We start from the raw sequence: 17,568 nt of genomic DNA on the forward strand, positions 1-17,568 counted from the left end.
CAGTGACCATATCTACGGTAAGGCGACGCTGACGTGGTTTGAAGAGATTTTCGAAGAGTATTACTTTCTGAATTTCTCAGTCTTGTCCTATATAGGGGACAAGGAGATTTCGCTTGAGTCTGCTTACAAATAAACGAAAAGAAAGATAAAGAATAATGAAAATTGGTCAACGAATGATGCGCTTTGGCATAAAAAAATTAAGTATCGGAGTTGTATCTGTTGCAGTCGGCTTTGCATTTCTAGCTCCAGCTGGAATTTCAGCCAATGAACTACAGCAAGATGTAACATCTGAAGTGGCAACAAGAGTGCTAGATCCTAAGGAGGAATTGAGAGAGCCGGAAAATGCTACTCCAAAACTAGAAACTCCTCTTAGAGAGGAGTCAAGACTAGCTCCTCAAACGCTTCCGGAAGCAAGTGAAGTTCTTGAAAACAAAAGGGAAGAGTCAAAAGTAGAGATAACCGAGCCAGCTCAATACTTACCTATTCTTGCTCCTGTAGAAGAAACTAAAGAAGAAGCTGTGACAGAAAAACCAACAAATACTCGTTCTCTAACAGCAGAAGATTTGGTGAAGATTTCCAAAGGGGAATTGCATTTAGAAAATGATTTGATTGATGAATCTCTCTACGGTGAAAAAGTTCTTGATTTGGAAGGGGATGATGACCAAGATGGCATCAAAAACAAAGATGAACTTTATGTGTACAACAAAGATGGTAAGGATTATCTAGGATATAACAGTCATCCCTTGCTAGCAGACAGTGATGGGGATGGTTTGGCAGATGGAGAAGATGACAATAAGAAAGAATGGTATGTCACAGACCGTGATTCTCTTCTCTTTATGGAGTTAGCCTATCGAGACGATGATTATATTGAGAAAATTTTAGATCATAAGAATCCTTTCCCTAGTCTCTATCTTGACCGTCAAGAATACAAACTCATGCACAATGAATTGGCTTCTTTCTGGAAGATGAAAAAAGCCTATCATACAGATAGTGGCTTGGATGCTTTCTTATTTGAGACCAAGAGCGACCTTCCTTATCTCAAAGATGGAACGGTGCACATGTTGGCTATACGTGGAACAAGACGGAATGATGCAAAAGATTTAAGTGCAGATTTTGTTTTGTTAGGAGGAAATAAACCAGCGCAAGCGGATGATATCCGCAAGGTTGTTGGGGAATTAGCCAAGGATACAAGTATTACCAAGTTGTATATGACAGGCCATTCTCTTGGAGGCTACCTAGCTCAGATTGCAGCGGTTGAAGCTTACCAAAAATATCCTGATTTTTATAACCATGTATTGCGAAAAGTGACGACTTTCAGTGCGCCTAAAGTGATTACTTCCAGAGCGGTTTGGAATGCTGAGAATGATTTCTGGGATGTTGGTTTGGAAAGCCGTAAATTAGCTGTTAGTGGAAAAATTAAGCATTATGTGGTTGATAATGATAATGTTGTGACTCCCTTGATTCATAACGATCGTGATATTGTTACATTTACAGGTAATTCACGCTTTAAACACCGTTCTCGTGGCTATTTTGAAAGTCGAATGAATGATATTCCTAACTTTAATATTGGTAAACGAACTACCTTGGATAAACATGGTTATCGTGATCCAAAATTGGATAAAGTGCGATTCTTTAAGAAACAGGCTCTGCCCCAATCTTCTAGTCAACCAAGCGCGGAACCAATGGAAAATATTACCTTAGGGAAACAGGTTACTCAAAGTTCGACAGCTTTCGAAGGAGATGCTAGAAGAGCTGTGGATGGCAAAGTTGATGGTAACTATGGTCACAATTCTGTCACTCATACCAACTTCCAATCTAAGCCTTGGTGGCAAGTAGATTTGGCTAAAGAAGAAACCATTCGCCAAATCAATATTTACAACCGAACAGACACTGCCCAGGATAGATTGGCAAACTTTGATGTCATTCTGTTAGACAGTTCTGGTAAAGAAATTGAGAGAAAACGAATAACATCTCTTAAAGATGTGTCAGCACAAATTGCGATTAACCATAAAAAAGCGCGCTATGTTCGGATTGAGCTAGAAGGCTATAATGCCCTCAGTCTTGCAGAAGTCCAAGTATATCGTGCTGAGAATATCGCTTGGAAAAAACAAGCTAAGCAAAGTTCTACTGATTTTGGTGGAGATGCTAGTCGTGCCTTGGATGGCAATACCAATAGTAGTTATAGCCAGCAATCAATTACCCATACAAAATTTGAAAACCAGCCTTGGTGGGAAGTTGATTTAGGTCGTACAGAACAGGTAGGACTTGTTCGCCTTCATAACCGTGGGGATGGAGAGCTTTCTAAACGTCTGTCAGACTTTGATGTGATTTTATATGATGAAAAAGGGAAAGAAGTTGCTAGACAGTATGTTGCTAAACTTGACGGAACGAGCTTGGATGTTCAATTAAATGGGAAATTGGGACGCCGTGTTCGTGTGCAACTACGTAAGAACAATCAAGCCCTCAGTCTTGCAGAAGTAGAAGTTTTCCGCTTTATCGCTACGAATGGTGAGACGGCGACACAAGTTTCTAAGCCAGTTCAACCAATCAGTCAAACGCCTGTGAAAGACAAAACATTGACAATTCAACATAGTGGAGCTTATATTGCCCGCTACTCTATAACTTGGGAAGAAGTTACAGTAGACAAAGATGGAAACCAAGTTGTTCGTAGTCGTTCTTGGGAAGGAAACGGTCGCAACCAGACTGCAGGTTTTGTCCTCAACCTCCCAATCAAAGGAAACATGAGAAATCTGCGAATTAAGATTGAGAAAAAGACAGGTCTACTATGGAATAGATGGCAAACAATCTATGAAAACAGACCAATTTTAGCTCAACCCCACCGTAAAATTACCCATTGGGGAACAACATTAAATTCTAAGATTTCTGATGACGATGTCTTGTAAAAAATCCTACTATTCAAGAATGAGATGATTTAGTTTATAAGAAAGTACTACCTGAGCTTGAATAGAACTCAGGTAGCTATCTGTGAGAGAACAAAATTAAACAGAAAGGTATAGTGAGGTGTTCTAATTTGAACATGAGCGGAAAAACTTTTCTAAAAACTTAGAAAGGAAGGGGAGTTCGGGTTTGAATTGAATCCGATCTACTCTTCTCAATATTATCAAAATTAAGAAAGAAAGGAATTGAACCCATCATAAAAGCAGTGGGAAAAAGATAGTTGGTCTAGCGAGCATCGCTCACTGCGCCCCACTCCTATTTTCCCTTTGGCTTTTTAACGGGTTTGGTATCTTTCTCAATATAAAATATAAAAAAGACAGGTAGAGCGCGTGTTTTGATTTGAACACGAGCGGAAAACTTTTCTAAAAACTCAGAAGAGAAGGGGAGTTCGGGTTTGAATTGAAGCCGTTCTAATCTTCTCAATATCATCAAAATTAAGAAAGGAATTGACCCCACCCTAAAAGCAGTGGGAAAAAGATAGTTGGTCTAGCGAGCATCGCTCACTGCACTCAACTCCTATTTTCCCTTTGCTTTTTGACGGGTTTGGTATCTTTCTCAATATAAAATAAAGAAAGGTAGAGCGTGTGTTCTGATTTGAACACGAGCGGAAAACTTGGAAAATAGATAATCTGACTGAAAAATCAGGATTTCTCGTCAGATTCCTAATTTTCAGTCGTTTTCTTGTCGCTCTTTGTATCATAAATTATGTCTATCCATATTGCTGCTCAGCAGGGTGAAATTGCTGATAAAATTCTTCTTCCTGGGGATCCTCTTCGTGCTAAGTTTATTGCGGAGAATTTCCTTGAAGATGCTGTTTGTTTTAACGAAGTGCGTAACATGTTTGGTTACACTGGTACTTACAAGGGCCACCGTGTATCTGTTATGGGAACTGGGATGGGAATGCCATCTATTTCGATTTATGCGCGTGAGTTGATTGTTGACTACGGTGTGAAGAAATTGATTCGTGTGGGAACTGCGGGTTCTTTGAATGAAGATGTTCACGTCCGTGAATTGGTTTTGGCGCAGGCAGCTGCAACCAACTCTAACATCATCCGCAATGACTGGCCACAGTACGATTTCCCACAAATCGCTAGCTTTGATTTGCTAGATAAGGCTTACCATATCGCCAAAGAACTCGGTATGACCACCCACGTTGGGAACGTTTTGTCTTCTGATGTCTTTTATTCAAACTACTTTGAAAAGAACATCGAGCTTGGTAAATGGGGAGTCAAGGCTGTGGAAATGGAAGCAGCAGCTCTTTACTATCTGGCTGCTCAGCACCATGTTGATGCGCTTGCTATCATGACCATATCTGATAGTTTGGTCAATCCAGACGAAGACACAACTGCAGAAGAACGCCAAAATACCTTCACAGATATGATGAAGGTTGGTCTAGAAACCTTGATTGCTGAATAAAAGAGAACACAAAAGGAAGACTTTCTGGATGAAAATCTTCCTTTTTTAGTCATTCAGTTCATACTGTGACCTTAATGAAATGTTGCTCTATCGTCTATTTTTTAAGAGATTGCAAGAAATAATCAATCTCTGCTTGAGAATGGAGAATACGCATCTTTTCTGGGTAAGTATTGTTTAAATATTGGTATCTATCCTTAGCATTTTTTGTTCGACCATCCCAGAGAATCCAACGAATAAATTCCCAGTTGAATTGCTCGGGGCATCCCTTAGCCATACTTTCTCTGACTTTTCCCCGGTATTTAAGATAACGCTTAAAAGCTCGAAAGAGACAGGTAAATGGTGAAAAATTGAGAAAGATGATTTGGTCAGCTTCCTGCATTCTTTCCTCATAAAAACACCAAGAATAATTACCATCGATGACCCAAGCTTCATGCTTGGTGAGAAAATTTTTCATCTCGGTTAACATCCAATCACGGTCACTGTCTTGCCAACCAGGTTGAAATTGGAGTGTGTCCATATGAAGTTTTGGGATGGAGTAGTAGAGAGATAACTTTTCAGCTAGCGTTGACTTACCAGCACCAGAATATCCGATAATTGCAATTTTCATTTTCTACCTTTTCCTATTTGGAGACAAAAAAACAGCCTCTATGGACTGTTTCTTATTTAGCAAGTTTAGCTGAAAGACGAGCTTTATCGCGGCTTGCTTTGTTTTTGTGAATCAAACCTTTAGTTTCTGCTTTATCGATAGCTGAGCTAGCAGCACGGAAAAGTTCTTCAGATGGGTTTGCTTCGAAAGCTTTGATAGCAGTACGCATAGCTGATTTTTGAGCTGAGTTCTTTTCGTTTTGTTTAACGTTCAATTCAGCGCGTTTGATAGCTGATTTAATGTTTGCCAATGTTCTTACCTCCATATTTACTAACTATACCATTATATCTGAAAACTTACGTTTTGACAAGGGAAAATTACTTTTTTAAGTAAATTTCATCGATTTCATGGTTCTTGCTTTTATGAAGAATCACTTCCGCACGATTTCTGGTTGGTTCAATATAATTTTGTAGATTTGTGAGATTGATACTGGTCCAGACCTGATGGGCAAAGGACTCCACTTCCCCAATCGGCATCTGAGTAAAACGATAATAGTAGCTATCAGGGTCGTTTTGGGCTAGGCTCAGCATTTTCAAGAAACGGTCCAGATACCAACTCTCAATATCATCCACTCCAGCATCAACATAGATGGAAAAGTCGAAGAAGTCAGTGATATAGAGACGTTCGTTTTGTGGATTTTGAAAGACATTGATTCCTTCAACAATCACAAAATCAGCAGCTTTGACACTTTGCTTTTCCTCAGGTACGATGTCGTAGACTTCATGAGAATAGACAGGAATATCCACATCTTGTCCATTTTTGATGCAGTCCAAGAAGTTGAGAAGAGCTTCCATATCATAGCTTTCAGGAAATCCCTTACGATTTAAAATCCCTTGTTCAATCAAGGTCTGGTTGGGATAGAGAAAGCCGTCAGTTGTTACCAACTCAACCGTAGCATCTGTAAGTGTACGGGACAGTAGGATTTGAAGTAGGCGACTGGTTGTGGATTTTCCAACGGCAACACTCCCAGAAACCCCAATGATAAAAGGCTGGGATTTGCTTTCACGTTGAAGGAAAATCCCTTTTGAAAAGGCCAAATCATCCTTGGTACGCTTGTAAATCTGGATGAGATGGGCTAGGGGGAGATAGACATCGGTAACATCCTGCAAGCTAATCTGGTCATTAAAACTCTTGATGGATTCTAATTCCTCTTCTGTCAAAGGAGGTGTCGTCTTTCGATGTAAAGATTGCCAAGTCTGGCGACTGATTTTTTCAAAATGTAAAAATTCGTTGGTCATTTGTTTTCCCCTAGATATTTTGTCTATCATACCATAAAAAGTTAAAAAAATAAAGCGGTTTCTTGAATGTGGTAAGTCAATAGTATATAATATAAGTAGATAGAGGATGAACAATTTATTGATGAAGTAGGAGCTGCTTTCTACTGACTTATCAGCTATAAAGGGGGCTTTGGGGTTTATAACTTATAGGAGGTGTACTATGAAAATCTTGAAACGTTACCTATTGGAACTCTGTTTTATTTTAAGTTTTGCCTTACCTTTTATAAAAGGAGTCAATGCGGATAATGGTAGACGCTTTGTGGAAATCTATTACGGTTTTACTTTTTTGATGGAACATGCCATTGTAACAGCTGTCTTTATCTGTTCGCTTTTGATTGCTTTCTTCCTAAAAAAACGGTGGACGAAATGGCTTGCTGCTGGTAGTTATTTCTTTTTAGTTCTATGGATTGCGACAGAGGGTTATTTCGCTAGAAGATCGCTAGAAGATTTGATACGACTTTGGACAAGTTTGGAAATCCTGACACAAACTTATCAGTTGGGCTTTTATCTAAACATCCTGTTGGGAATTTTGTTGATAATAAAGTATTTGAAGGTTAAGCAATAGTCATAAAAATGAGCCTAATTACAGACAATAGACTATGAGATATCTGCTCCTACATGATTTGTCATTCGTTTCCAATAATTGAAAGAGATTGAAGAAAAGGTCTTCTTGGCTAGCTTTCTTCAGTCTTTTTCGTTTTATTATCAGTTTGTAAACGATTTACAATTTAAGTCAAATTATGGTAAAATAGTTTCATGAGTAAAATGTATTATGCAGAAAATCCTGACGCTACTCACGACATTCATGAGTTAAGAGTGGACTTATTGGGAGAAAAAATGACCTTTTTGACAGATGCGGGTGTTTTTAGCAAGAAAATGATTGACTTTGGAAGTCAACTCTTGCTCAAGTGTCTTGAGGTCAACCAAGGAGAAACTGTCCTTGATGTAGGCTGTGGTTACGGACCTTTGGGCTTGTCTTTAGCTAAGGCTTATGGCGTTCAGGTTACCATGGTCGATATCAATAATCGTGCCTTGGATTTGGCGCGACAAAATGCTGAACGAAATAAAGTAGAAGCGACGATTTTCCAGTCCAACATCTATGAACAAGTTGAAGGCACATTTGACCATGTCATTTCCAATCCTCCTATCCGTGCGGGCAAGCAAGTAGTTCATGAAATCATTGAGAAAAGTAAAGATTTCTTGGAAACTGGTGGGGATTTAACAATTGTTATCCAGAAAAAACAAGGGGCTCCAAGCGCCAAGTCAAAGATGGAGGAAGTGTTTGGCAATTGTGAAATCGTCAAAAAAGATAAGGGATACTATATCCTTAGAAGTGTGAAAGAATGAGAGCAGTTGATTTAATCCAAAAGAAACGAGACGGTCAAGAACTGACTTCGAGTGAAATCGAATGGCTAGTTGAAAGCTATGTGTTAGGAACTGTTCCTGACTATCAGATGTCTGCTTTTGCTATGGCTGTTTATTTTAAAGGAATGACGACTCGTGAAATTTCTGATTTGACTATGAAGATGGTCAAGACTGGGCAAGAGTTTGACCTATCTGCCATTGATGGTGTGAAAGTTGACAAGCATTCTACTGGTGGTGTCGGCGATAAGGTAACCTTGATTTTAGCTCCTCTTGTTGCTAGCTTCGGTGTGCCTGTAGCAAAAATGAGTGGTCGTGGTCTCGGCCATACTGGTGGAACAATTGATAAATTGGAGTCTATCAAGGGCTATCAAGTGGAACGTAGTCAAGAGGATTTCATTCGTCAGGTACAGGACATTGGTGTATCTGTCATTGGGCAATCAGACCAGCTTGTTAAAGCAGATAAGCTTCTCTATGCCCTTCGTGATGTGACCGCAACTGTCGACACGATTCCTTTGATTGCGAGTTCGGTGATGAGCAAGAAAATTGCGGCAGGGGCGGATGCTATTTTGCTAGATGTGACTGTCGGTGAGGGTGCCTTCATGAAGACGGTTGATGAGGCGCGTGAACTGGCTCAAACCATGGTGGATTTAGGGAAAGCAGTAGGCCGTAAAACAGTTGCAGTCATTACGGATATGAGTCAGCCCTTGGGACGAGCGATTGGAAATCGCCTGGAAATCCTTGAAGCATTGGAGATTTTACAAGGTCAAGGCCGTCAGGATATTACCCACTTCATATGTGAGTTGGCTCAAATTATGCTTGGTTTGGCAAATGTTAACAAGACAGTTGAAGAAGTTCGCCAACATCTTGAGAATGGTCAAGCACTGACTAAGTTTGAGGAGATGGTCCAAGCCCAAGGTGGAGACTTGGAAGACCTCTATCGTCCTGTAAATGTAGCCCATGTGGTGGAAATCCCTGCTCAGGAAACGGGTGTCATTTCAGCTCTTCCAGCAATGGAATTTGGACTTTATGCTATGAGACTGGGTGCTGGTCGTGCAGTTAAGTCTGATGCCTTGGACTATGAAACAGGAATTGTTTTTGAAAAGAAAGTTGGAGATTCCGTTCAAAAGGGAGAAATTGTTGCAAAAGTATACACAAATGGAAAAATTTCTCCTCAGCTAGTTACAGATTTTCAAAAATATGTTAAAATAAATGATAGGGTGCAAAGTTTACGAGAAATTATAGAAATCATCTCATAAACCGCAGGAGAATCCGAATATGAAATTAAATAAATATATCGATCATACGCTTTTAAAACAAGATGCAACAGAAAATCAAATTGATTGTTTGTTGTCTGAGGCTAGGGAGTATGATTTTGCCAGTGTTTGCGTCAATCCGACCTGGGTTGAACATGCTAAAAAAGGGCTTGAAGACTCAAATGTCAAGGTCTGTACAGTAGTAGGTTTCCCTTTGGGAGCAACAACTTCAGCTGTGAAAGCTTTTGAAACCAAAGAAGCTATTCAAAATGGTGCAGACGAGATTGATATGGTGATCAATGTTGGGGCTCTCAAAACAGGTAATCTTGATTTGGTTGAGTCAGATATTCGCGCAGTCGTGGAAGCAAGTGGTGACAAGTTAGTGAAAGTCATTATTGAAGCTTGCCTGCTGACCGACCAAGAAAAAGTTGTGGCTTGCCAATTAGCTCAAAAAGCTGGAGCTGATTTTGTTAAAACATCTACTGGCTTTTCAACTGGTGGTGCGACGGTGGCAGATGTTCAATTAATGCGTGAAACAGTTGGTCCTGAAATGGGGGTCAAGGCCGCTGGTGGAGCTCGTTCTTATGCAGATGCTCTTGCCTTTGTGGAAGCAGGGGCGACCCGTATCGGAACGTCAGCTGGGGTAGCCATTTTAAAAGGAGAATTGGCAGATGGCGACTACTGAGTTGATTGAACTGGCAATTGAAACCAGCAAACATGCCTATGTCCCCTATTCTCACTTTCCTATCGGAGCAGTTTTAGTAGCCAAAGACGGAAGTGTTTACACGGGAGTGAATATCGAAAATGCTAGCTATCCTTTGACCAATTGCGGTGAGAGAACAGCCATTTTTAAGGCTGTATCTGAAGGGCAAAGAGAATTTTCAGAATTGATTGTCTATGGTCAAACTGAAAAACCGATTTCACCATGTGGTGCTTGTCGCCAAGTAATGGTCGAATTTTTTGAACAAGATCTAAAAGTGACCTTAGTCGCAAAAGATAAATCGACGGTCGAGATGACGGTCGGGGAGTTACTTCCATATTCTTTTACAGACTTAAACTAGTCTGAGTCGCTCTCTGAGTGGCACGGTCCTTGTGGCCAACCAATCCATACTTGCAACATCGTTGCACATCTTATTTAGGAGGTTCAGTAATGAACAAGAAACAATGGCTAGGCCTTGGTCTAGTTGCAGTGGCAGCAGTTGGACTTGCTGCATGTGGTAACCGCTCTTCTCGTAAGGCAGCTTCATCTTCTGATGTGAAGACAAAAGCAGCAATCGTCACTGATACTGGTGGTGTTGATGATAAATCATTCAACCAATCAGCTTGGGAAGGTTTGCAGGCTTGGGGTAAAGAACACAATCTTGCAAAAGATAAAGGTTTCACTTACTTCCAATCAACAAGTGAAGCTGACTATGCTAACAACTTGCAACAAGCTGCTGGAAGCTACAACCTAATCTTCGGTGTTGGTTTTGCCCTTCACAATGCAGTTAAAGATGCAGCAGAAGAGCACACTGATTTGAACTATGTTTTGATTGATGATGTGATTAAAGATAAAAAGAATGTTGCTAGTGTAACATTTGCTGATAATGAGTCAGGTTACCTCGCTGGTGTGGCCGCAGCCAAAACAACTAAAACAAAACAAGTTGGTTTTGTAGGTGGTATGGAATCAGAAGTTATCTCTCGTTTTGAAGCAGGATTCAAGGCTGGTGTTGCGTCAGTAGACCCATCTATCAAAGTACAAGTTGACTATGCTGGTTCATTTGGTGATGCCGCTAAAGGTAAAACAATTGCAGCGGCACAATACGCAGCTGGTGCAGATATTGTTTACCAAGTAGCTGGTGGTACAGGTGCAGGTGTCTTTGCAGAAGCAAAATCACTCAACGAAAGCCGTCCTGAAAATGAAAAAGTTTGGGTTATCGGTGTTGACCGTGACCAAGAAGCAGAAGGTAAATACACTTCTAAAGATGGCAAAGAATCAAACTTTGTTCTTGTATCTACTTTGAAACAAGTTGGTACAACTGTAAAAGATATTGCTAACAAGGCAGAAAAAGGTGAATTCCCTGGCGGTCAAGTGATCGTTTACTCATTGAAAGATAAAGGGGTTGACTTGGCAGTAACAAACCTTTCAGAAGAAGGTAAAAAAGCTGTCGAAGATGCTAAAGCTAAAATCCTTGATGGAAGCGTAAAAGTTCCTGAAAAATAATGGATGGAAGTTATTTCTTAGGAAGCGGCCATCGGCCGCTTTTTAAGAGTTGAGACAAAGTCATTTTGTCTCAGTAAAGCTTGCTACTATACAAACTAGCAAGTTTTATTGAAATAAAATAAGACTCTGAAAGGAAGAGCACATGGCACACGAAAATGTCATTGAGATGCGTGATATTACCAAGGTGTTTGGTGAATTTGTTGCCAACGACAAAATCAACCTGAACCTACGAAAAGGTGAAATTCATGCACTTTTAGGAGAAAATGGGGCTGGTAAGTCCACGCTCATGAACATGTTAGCAGGGCTTCTTGAACCAACTAGTGGTGAAATCGCGGTCAACGGTCAAGTTGTCAACCTCGACTCCCCATCTAAAGCAGCTGGCTTGGGAATCGGAATGGTTCACCAGCACTTTATGTTGGTAGAGGCTTTCACGGTGGCTGAAAACATCATTTTAGGTAGTGAATTGACTAAAAATGGTGTGCTAGATATCGCTGGAGCTAGCAAAGAAATCAAGGCTCTTTCTGAACGTTATGGCTTAGCTGTGGACCCTTCTGCCAAGGTGGCGGACATCTCGGTTGGAGCCCAACAACGTGTAGAAATTTTAAAAACCCTTTATCGGGGAGCTGATATTCTTATTTTTGACGAACCAACGGCTGTTTTGACTCCATCAGAAATTGAGGAGTTGATGGCTATTATGAAAAATCTTGTCAAAGAAGGAAAATCAATTATCTTGATCACCCACAAGTTGGACGAGATTCGCGCAGTTTCTGACCGCGTTACAGTTATCCGTCGTGGGAAATCAATTGAAACCGTCGAAATTGCAGGGGCTACCAATGCTGATTTGGCAGAAATGATGGTGGGACGTTCTGTTTCCTTTAAAACGGAGAAACAAGCCTCTCAACCAAAAGAAGTGGTCTTGTCTATTACAGACTTGGTGGTCAATGAAAACCGCGGTGTCCCAGCTGTGAAAAATCTGTCCTTGGATGTTCGTGCTGGAGAGATTGTTGGAATTGCGGGGATTGATGGAAATGGTCAGTCTGAACTGATTCAAGCCATCACAGGTCTTCGCAAGGTTGAATCTGGTAGCATTGAGCTAAAAGGAGATTCAATTGTAGGCTTGCATCCACGACAAATTACAGAGCTAAGTGTTGGGCACGTTCCAGAAGACCGTCACCGTGATGGTTTGATTTTAGAGATGATGATTTCTGAAAATATTGCCCTTCAAACCTACTACAAAGAACCACATAGTAAAAATGGAATTTTGAACTATTCAAATATTACTTCTTATGCTAAAAAGCTAATGGAAGAATTTGATGTTCGTGCTGCCAGTGAATTTGTTCCTGCAGCTGCACTTTCAGGAGGAAATCAACAAAAAGCAATTATTGCTCGTGAAATTGATCGTGATCCTGATCTCCTTATCGTCAGCCAGCCAACTCGTGGGTTGGATGTCGGTGCCATTGAATATATCCACAAGCGCTTGATTGAAGAGCGTGATAATGGTAAGGCTGTTCTAGTTGTCAGCTTTGAATTGGATGAGATTTTAAACGTCTCAGACCGTATTGCCGTTATTCATGATGGTAAGATTCAAGGTATTGTGTCACCAGAAACAACCAATAAACAAGAACTTGGTGTCTTGATGGCTGGTGGAAACTTGGGAAAGGAGAAGAGTGATGTCTAAAAAATTACAACAAATTTCGGTTCCCTTGATCTCTGTCTTCCTTGGAATTTTACTTGGAGCCATTGTCATGTGGATCTTCGGCTATGATGCTATTTGGGGCTACGAAGAATTGTTCTATACAGCCTTTGGTAGCCTGCGTGGGATTGGAGAAATCTTCCGTGCAATGGGGCCTTTGGTCTTGATTGGTCTTGGATTTGCTGTTGCCAGTCGTGCAGGTTTCTTTAACGTTGGGCTTCCTGGTCAGGCTTTGGCAGGTTGGATTTTAAGTGGTTGGTTTGCCCTGTCGCATCCAGATATGCCCCGTCCCTTGATGATTCTAGCAACCATCGTGATTGCCTTGATTGCTGGTGGGATTGTCGGAGCGATTCCGGGTATTCTGAGAGCTTATCTAGGGACGTCAGAGGTTATCGTCACCATCATGATGAACTACATTGTCTTGTATGTAGGGAATGCCTTTATCCATGCCTTTCCTAAAGAATTCATGCAAAGTACAGATTCGACCATTCGTGTCGGGGCTAATGCAACCTATCAGACACCTTGGTTATCTGAATTGACTGGTAACTCACGGATGAATATTGGTATTTTCTTTGCTCTCATTGCCGTTGCAGTCATTTGGTTTATGCTCAAGAAAACAACCCTTGGTTTTGAAATTCGTGCGGTTGGTCTTAATCCACATGCTTCAGAATATGCTGGTATTTCTGCAAAAAGAACGATTATCCTCTCAATGATTATTTCAGGTGCCTTGGCTGGTCTTGGTGGAGCTGTTGAAGGACTTGGAACCTTCCAGAATGTCTATGTTCAGGGGGCGTCATTGGCTGTTGGATTTAACGGGATGGCGGTTAGTCTGCTTGCGGCCAACTCACCAATTGGTATTCTCTTTGCAGCCTTTTTATTTGGTGTTCTCCAAGTTGGAGCTCCTGGTATGAATGCGGCACAGGTACCATCTGAGCTTGTCAGCATTGTAACAGCGTCTATTATCTTCTTTGTCAGTGTTCATTACCTTATCGAACGCTTTGTCAAACCAAAAAAACAAGTTAAAGGAGGTAAGTAAAGATGTCTATTACAACCTTGCTCACCCTCTTGGTGTCTTCTATGCTGATTTACTCAGCACCCCTCATCTTTACAAGTATTGGCGGTGTTTTCTCTGAACGTGGTGGTGTGGTAAACGTCGGCCTTGAAGGAATTATGGTTATGGGTGCCTTTTCTGGAGTTGTCTTTAACCTTGAATTTGCAGAACAATTTGGAGCAGCAACTCCATGGCTATCTTTGCTAGTTGCAGGATTGGTTGGAGGCCTTTTCTCTATCATCCACGCAGCAGCGACGGTTCATTTCCGTGCAGACCATGTTGTCAGCGGTACGGTATTGAACTTGATGGCGCCTGCCTTGGCTGTTTTCTTGGTGAAAGTTCTTTATAACAAAGGACAAACCGACAACCTAAGTCAGACTTTTGGACGCTTTGATTTCCCAGTCTTGGCAAATATCCCAGTGATTGGTGATATCTTCTTCAAGTCAACTAGTCTTCTTGGTTATCTGGCCATTGCCTTCTCATTCCTTGCTTGGTTTATCCTCTTCAAGACTCGATTTGGTCTTCGTCTCCGCTCTGTCGGTGAACATCCTCAAGCATCGGATACCTTGGGAATCAATGTCTACAAGATGAGATATTTAGGGGTTATTATTTCAGGTTTCCTAGGTGGAATTGGCGGAGCGATTTATGCTCAATCAATCTCAGTTAACTTCTCAGTGACAACTATTGTTGGACCTGGATTTATCGCCCTTGCTGCGATGATTTTCGGAAAATGGAATCCAATCGGAGCCATGCTTTCTAGTCTTTTCTTTGGACTTTCACAAAGTTTGGCTGTTATCGGTTCTCAATTGCCATTCCTACAAGGAGTGCCTGCGGTTTACCTTCAAATCGCACCTTATGTTTTGACCATTCTTGTCTTGGCAGCCTTCTTTGGAAAAGCAGTTGCACCAAAAGCAGATGGTATCAACTATATCAAATCAAAGTAAGCATACAAAAAAACGTCAGTTCTGTTTAAACTGGCGTTTTATTTTTTAGGATGTTGATGGGTTAAGTTTAATCCCCAAGGAACAAGATTTTCAGTCTTATTCTGGATACGTGTGATATTATCCTTATGCCGAATGATAATCAAACTAGCCAGTGCTAGGATAATAGTGATGAATAGAGGATCATAATTGCTCAGGATAAAACCAAAAAGTGGAAAGAGTAGAACTCCGATGACAGCCGCGATAGATGCTGTGACACTAGATAGCGAAATCATACTACCAAGATAGAGGGTTCCAAAGAAAACAACTGCAAGGTAGAGACAGAAGACAGGTGCAAATCCGAAAATCACACCAGCACTGGTTGCAACAGCCTTGCCACCCTTAAATCCTGCAAAGATAGGGAAGGTATGTCCAATGACAGCCAAAAGTCCAAAGATAAGAGGCGAAACACCTTGCAGATGAAACATAATCGGAAGCAGTGTTGCTAGGGTTCCTTTGAAAAAGTCAATCACAAAGGTTGCCATTCCCGCTTTCTTTCCTAAAATGCGGAAAGTATTGGTCGTTCCTGTGTTACCAGAACCATGTTCACGCAGATTGATTTGAAAGAATACTTGTCCAATCCAGAGACCAGACGGAATCGAACCCAGCAGATAGGCTAGGATTAATAAAACTATTGTAATCATACTCCTATTATATCATGAAATGGAAAAGAAAGGCAGAGAATCTCTTCTGAAATTGTCACAGCGGAGAAAGAAAAGTTTTGCAAAATCCTTGGAAAACCTGTAGAATAGTAAAGATGAACGAATAGGAGGTTCCTTGTGTCAAAAAAGGAAATCAATATTAACAATTATAATGATGATGCCATTCAGGTGCTAGAAGGGTTGGATGCGGTCCGAAAACGTCCAGGGATGTATATCGGATCGACCGATGGTGCTGGTCTCCACCACCTCGTCTGGGAAATCGTCGACAATGCTGTCGATGAGGCCTTGTCTGGATTTGGTGACCGTATTGATGTCACCATCAATAAAGATGGCAGTTTAACGGTTCAAGACCACGGACGTGGGATGCCGACAGGTATGCATGCTATGGGAATTCCAACTGTTGAGGTTATCTTTACCATCCTTCATGCCGGAGGAAAATTCGGTCAAGGTGGTTATAAGACATCAGGTGGACTTCACGGGGTGGGTTCTTCCGTTGTTAATGCCCTATCTAGTTGGCTGGAGGTTGAAATCACCCGTGATGGTGCAATCTACAAGCAACGTTTTGAAAATGGTGGCAAACCTGTCACGACCTTGAAGAAAATTGGTACAGCACCAAAGTCTAAGACAGGTACCAAGGTTACCTTCATGCCAGATGCCGGTATCTTTTCTACGACAGATTTCAAGTACAATACCATTTCAGAACGTCTCAATGAGTCAGCCTTTCTCTTGAAAAATGTGACCTTGTCCTTGACGGACAAGCGAACAGATGAAGCGATTGAGTTCCACTATGAGAACGGGGTACAGGACTTTGTTTCTTATCTAAACGAAGACAAGGAAACCTTGACACCGGTTCTGTACTTTGAGGGGGAAGATAATGGTTTCCAAGTGGAAGTAGCTCTTCAGTACAATGATGGATTTTCAGATAACATCTTGTCCTTTGTCAATAACGTTCGTACCAAGGACGGCGGAACGCATGAGACAGGACTCAAATCTGCTATCACTAAGGTTATGAATGACTATGCGCGTAAGACGGGGCTTCTCAAGGAAAAAGATAAAAACCTTGAAGGGTCAGATTACCGTGAAGGGTTAGCAGCTGTTCTTTCTATCTTGGTTCCTGAAGAACACCTCCAGTTTGAAGGTCAGACCAAGGACAAGCTAGGAAGCCCTCTTGCCCGTCCGGTTGTGGATGGCATTGTGGCGGATAAGTTGACCTTCTTCCTCATGGAAAATGGAGAATTGGCTTCTAACCTCATTCGCAAGGCTATTAAGGCCCGTGATGCTCGTGAAGCGGCTCGTAAGGCGCGTGATGAGAGCCGAAATGGCAAGAAAAATAAAAAAGACAAGGGCTTATTATCTGGGAAATTGACCCCAGCTCAGTCCAAGAATCCTGCAAAAAATGAACTCTATCTAGTCGAGGGTGACTCTGCCGGTGGTTCTGCCAAACAAGGCCGTGACCGCAAGTTTCAGGCAATCTTGCCCCTTCGTGGTAAGGTTATCAATACAGCTAAAGCCAAGATGGCGGATATTCTCAAAAATGAGGAAATCAACACTATGATTTATACCATCGGTGCTGGTGTGGGGGCTGACTTCTCTATTGAAGATGCCAACTATGACAAGATCATTATCATGACCGATGCGGATACAGACGGTGCCCATATCCAGACCTTGCTCTTGACATTTTTCTACCGTTACATGCGTCCGTTAGTTGAGGCAGGCCATGTCTATATTGCCCTCCCACCTCTTTACAAGATGTCCAAAGGCAAAGGCAAGAAAGAAGAAGTAGCCTACGTATGGACAGACGGAGAACTAGAAGAACTCCGCAAACAGTTCGGTAAAGGTGCTACCCTCCAACGCTACAAAGGTCTTGGTGAGATGAATGCAGACCAACTCTGGGAAACAACCATGAACCCAGAAACTCGTACCCTCATCCGTGTCACCATCGAAGACCTAGCCCGCGCCGAACGTCGCGTCAATGTTCTCATGGGAGACAAGGTCGAACCACGCCGTAAATGGATTGAGGATAATGTCAAGTTTACGCTGGAAGAAGCGACAGTGTTTTAATGA

General features: G+C 41.5%; 16 protein-coding genes and 1 pseudogene. 13 read left to right on the top strand and 4 right to left on the bottom strand.

Annotation, left to right across the window (positions count from 1 at the left end):
* Positions 1-176: 176 nt before the first annotated feature.
* From HT709_RS12185 to deoD, 3 genes and pseudogenes are all read left to right on the top strand, one after another.
* Positions 177-1,991, top strand: a pseudogene (locus tag HT709_RS12185) (discoidin domain-containing protein); the annotation flags it as partial.
* Positions 1,983-2,903 (top strand): thiol-activated cytolysin C-terminal domain-containing protein, encoded by a 921-nt coding sequence (locus HT709_RS12190; protein WP_283225753.1) that lies wholly within the window; start codon positions 1,983-1,985, stop codon positions 2,901-2,903. The pseudogene HT709_RS12185 and the gene HT709_RS12190, both read left to right, overlap by 9 nt.
* Before the next feature lie 760 nt (positions 2,904-3,663).
* Positions 3,664-4,374 (top strand): purine-nucleoside phosphorylase, encoded by a 711-nt coding sequence (deoD, locus tag HT709_RS06345; RefSeq protein WP_000022091.1) that lies wholly within the window; start codon positions 3,664-3,666, stop codon positions 4,372-4,374.
* 94 nt (positions 4,375-4,468) lie between these two features.
* On the opposite strand, the gene HT709_RS06350 is transcribed toward deoD, so the two are convergent.
* The 3 genes from HT709_RS06350 to coaA all read right to left on the bottom strand — a co-directional run bounded on the left by HT709_RS06350 (position 4,469) and on the right by coaA (position 6,258).
* On the bottom strand, positions 4,469-4,981 hold the full coding sequence (locus tag HT709_RS06350) for a DNA topology modulation protein (protein ID WP_000684198.1): 513 nt from the start codon (positions 4,979-4,981) through the stop codon (positions 4,469-4,471).
* Positions 4,982-5,033: 52 nt separating this feature from the next.
* Positions 5,034-5,270, bottom strand: a complete 237-nt coding sequence (rpsT, locus tag HT709_RS06355; RefSeq protein ID WP_001274000.1) for a 30S ribosomal protein S20 — start codon at positions 5,268-5,270, stop codon at positions 5,034-5,036.
* Between the two features lie 67 nt (positions 5,271-5,337).
* The gene (gene coaA, locus HT709_RS06360; protein ID WP_000180513.1) at positions 5,338-6,258 is read right to left on the bottom strand and encodes a type I pantothenate kinase; all 921 of its coding nucleotides are present in this window, start codon (positions 6,256-6,258) and stop codon (positions 5,338-5,340) included.
* Between the two features lie 199 nt (positions 6,259-6,457).
* Here coaA and HT709_RS06365 point away from each other — a divergent pair, with 199 nt between their 5' ends.
* From HT709_RS06365 to HT709_RS06405, 9 genes are all read left to right on the top strand, one after another.
* On the top strand, positions 6,458-6,862 hold the full coding sequence (locus tag HT709_RS06365; RefSeq protein ID WP_000698105.1) for a hypothetical protein: 405 nt from the start codon (positions 6,458-6,460) through the stop codon (positions 6,860-6,862).
* A gap of 191 nt (positions 6,863-7,053) precedes the next feature.
* On the top strand, positions 7,054-7,644 hold the full coding sequence (locus tag HT709_RS06370; protein WP_138700239.1) for a class I SAM-dependent methyltransferase: 591 nt from the start codon (positions 7,054-7,056) through the stop codon (positions 7,642-7,644).
* Positions 7,641-8,918: a pyrimidine-nucleoside phosphorylase gene (locus tag HT709_RS06375; protein ID WP_023936656.1), complete on the top strand. Its 1,278-nt coding sequence runs from the start codon at positions 7,641-7,643 to the stop codon at positions 8,916-8,918. The genes HT709_RS06370 and HT709_RS06375 overlap by 4 nt, the downstream gene beginning before the upstream one ends.
* Before the next feature lie 19 nt (positions 8,919-8,937).
* Positions 8,938-9,600, top strand: coding sequence for a deoxyribose-phosphate aldolase (deoC, locus tag HT709_RS06380; RefSeq protein WP_023936658.1), 663 nt, complete (start codon positions 8,938-8,940; stop codon positions 9,598-9,600).
* Positions 9,587-9,976, top strand: coding sequence for a cytidine deaminase (locus HT709_RS06385; protein WP_000246089.1), 390 nt, complete (start codon positions 9,587-9,589; stop codon positions 9,974-9,976). The genes deoC and HT709_RS06385 overlap by 14 nt, the downstream gene beginning before the upstream one ends.
* A gap of 89 nt (positions 9,977-10,065) precedes the next feature.
* Positions 10,066-11,118 (top strand): BMP family protein, encoded by a 1,053-nt coding sequence (locus HT709_RS06390; RefSeq protein ID WP_023936660.1) that lies wholly within the window; start codon positions 10,066-10,068, stop codon positions 11,116-11,118.
* A gap of 142 nt (positions 11,119-11,260) precedes the next feature.
* Complete coding sequence (locus HT709_RS06395; protein WP_023936662.1) at positions 11,261-12,796, top strand: ABC transporter ATP-binding protein; 1,536 nt, start codon at positions 11,261-11,263, stop codon at positions 12,794-12,796.
* Entirely contained in the window at positions 12,789-13,847 is a 1,059-nt protein-coding gene (locus HT709_RS06400; protein ID WP_054388252.1) for an ABC transporter permease, read from the top strand. The genes HT709_RS06395 and HT709_RS06400 overlap by 8 nt, the downstream gene beginning before the upstream one ends.
* Positions 13,848-13,849: 2 nt before the next feature.
* On the top strand, positions 13,850-14,806 hold the full coding sequence (locus tag HT709_RS06405) for an ABC transporter permease (protein WP_054388253.1): 957 nt from the start codon (positions 13,850-13,852) through the stop codon (positions 14,804-14,806).
* Positions 14,807-14,844: 38 nt separating this feature from the next.
* Here HT709_RS06405 and plsY read toward each other — a convergent pair whose 3' ends face one another.
* On the bottom strand, positions 14,845-15,486 hold the full coding sequence (gene plsY, locus HT709_RS06410; RefSeq protein ID WP_138699558.1) for a glycerol-3-phosphate 1-O-acyltransferase PlsY: 642 nt from the start codon (positions 15,484-15,486) through the stop codon (positions 14,845-14,847).
* A 135-nt stretch (positions 15,487-15,621) separates the two neighbouring features.
* Between plsY and parE the strand changes: the two genes are divergently transcribed.
* On the top strand, positions 15,622-17,565 hold the full coding sequence (parE, locus tag HT709_RS06415; protein ID WP_138700241.1) for a DNA topoisomerase IV subunit B: 1,944 nt from the start codon (positions 15,622-15,624) through the stop codon (positions 17,563-17,565).
* Positions 17,566-17,568 lie beyond the last annotated feature (3 nt).

It is taken from the genome of Streptococcus sp. 1343 (assembly GCF_013277355.1).
GTDB lineage: Bacteria > Bacillota > Bacilli > Lactobacillales > Streptococcaceae > Streptococcus > Streptococcus pseudopneumoniae.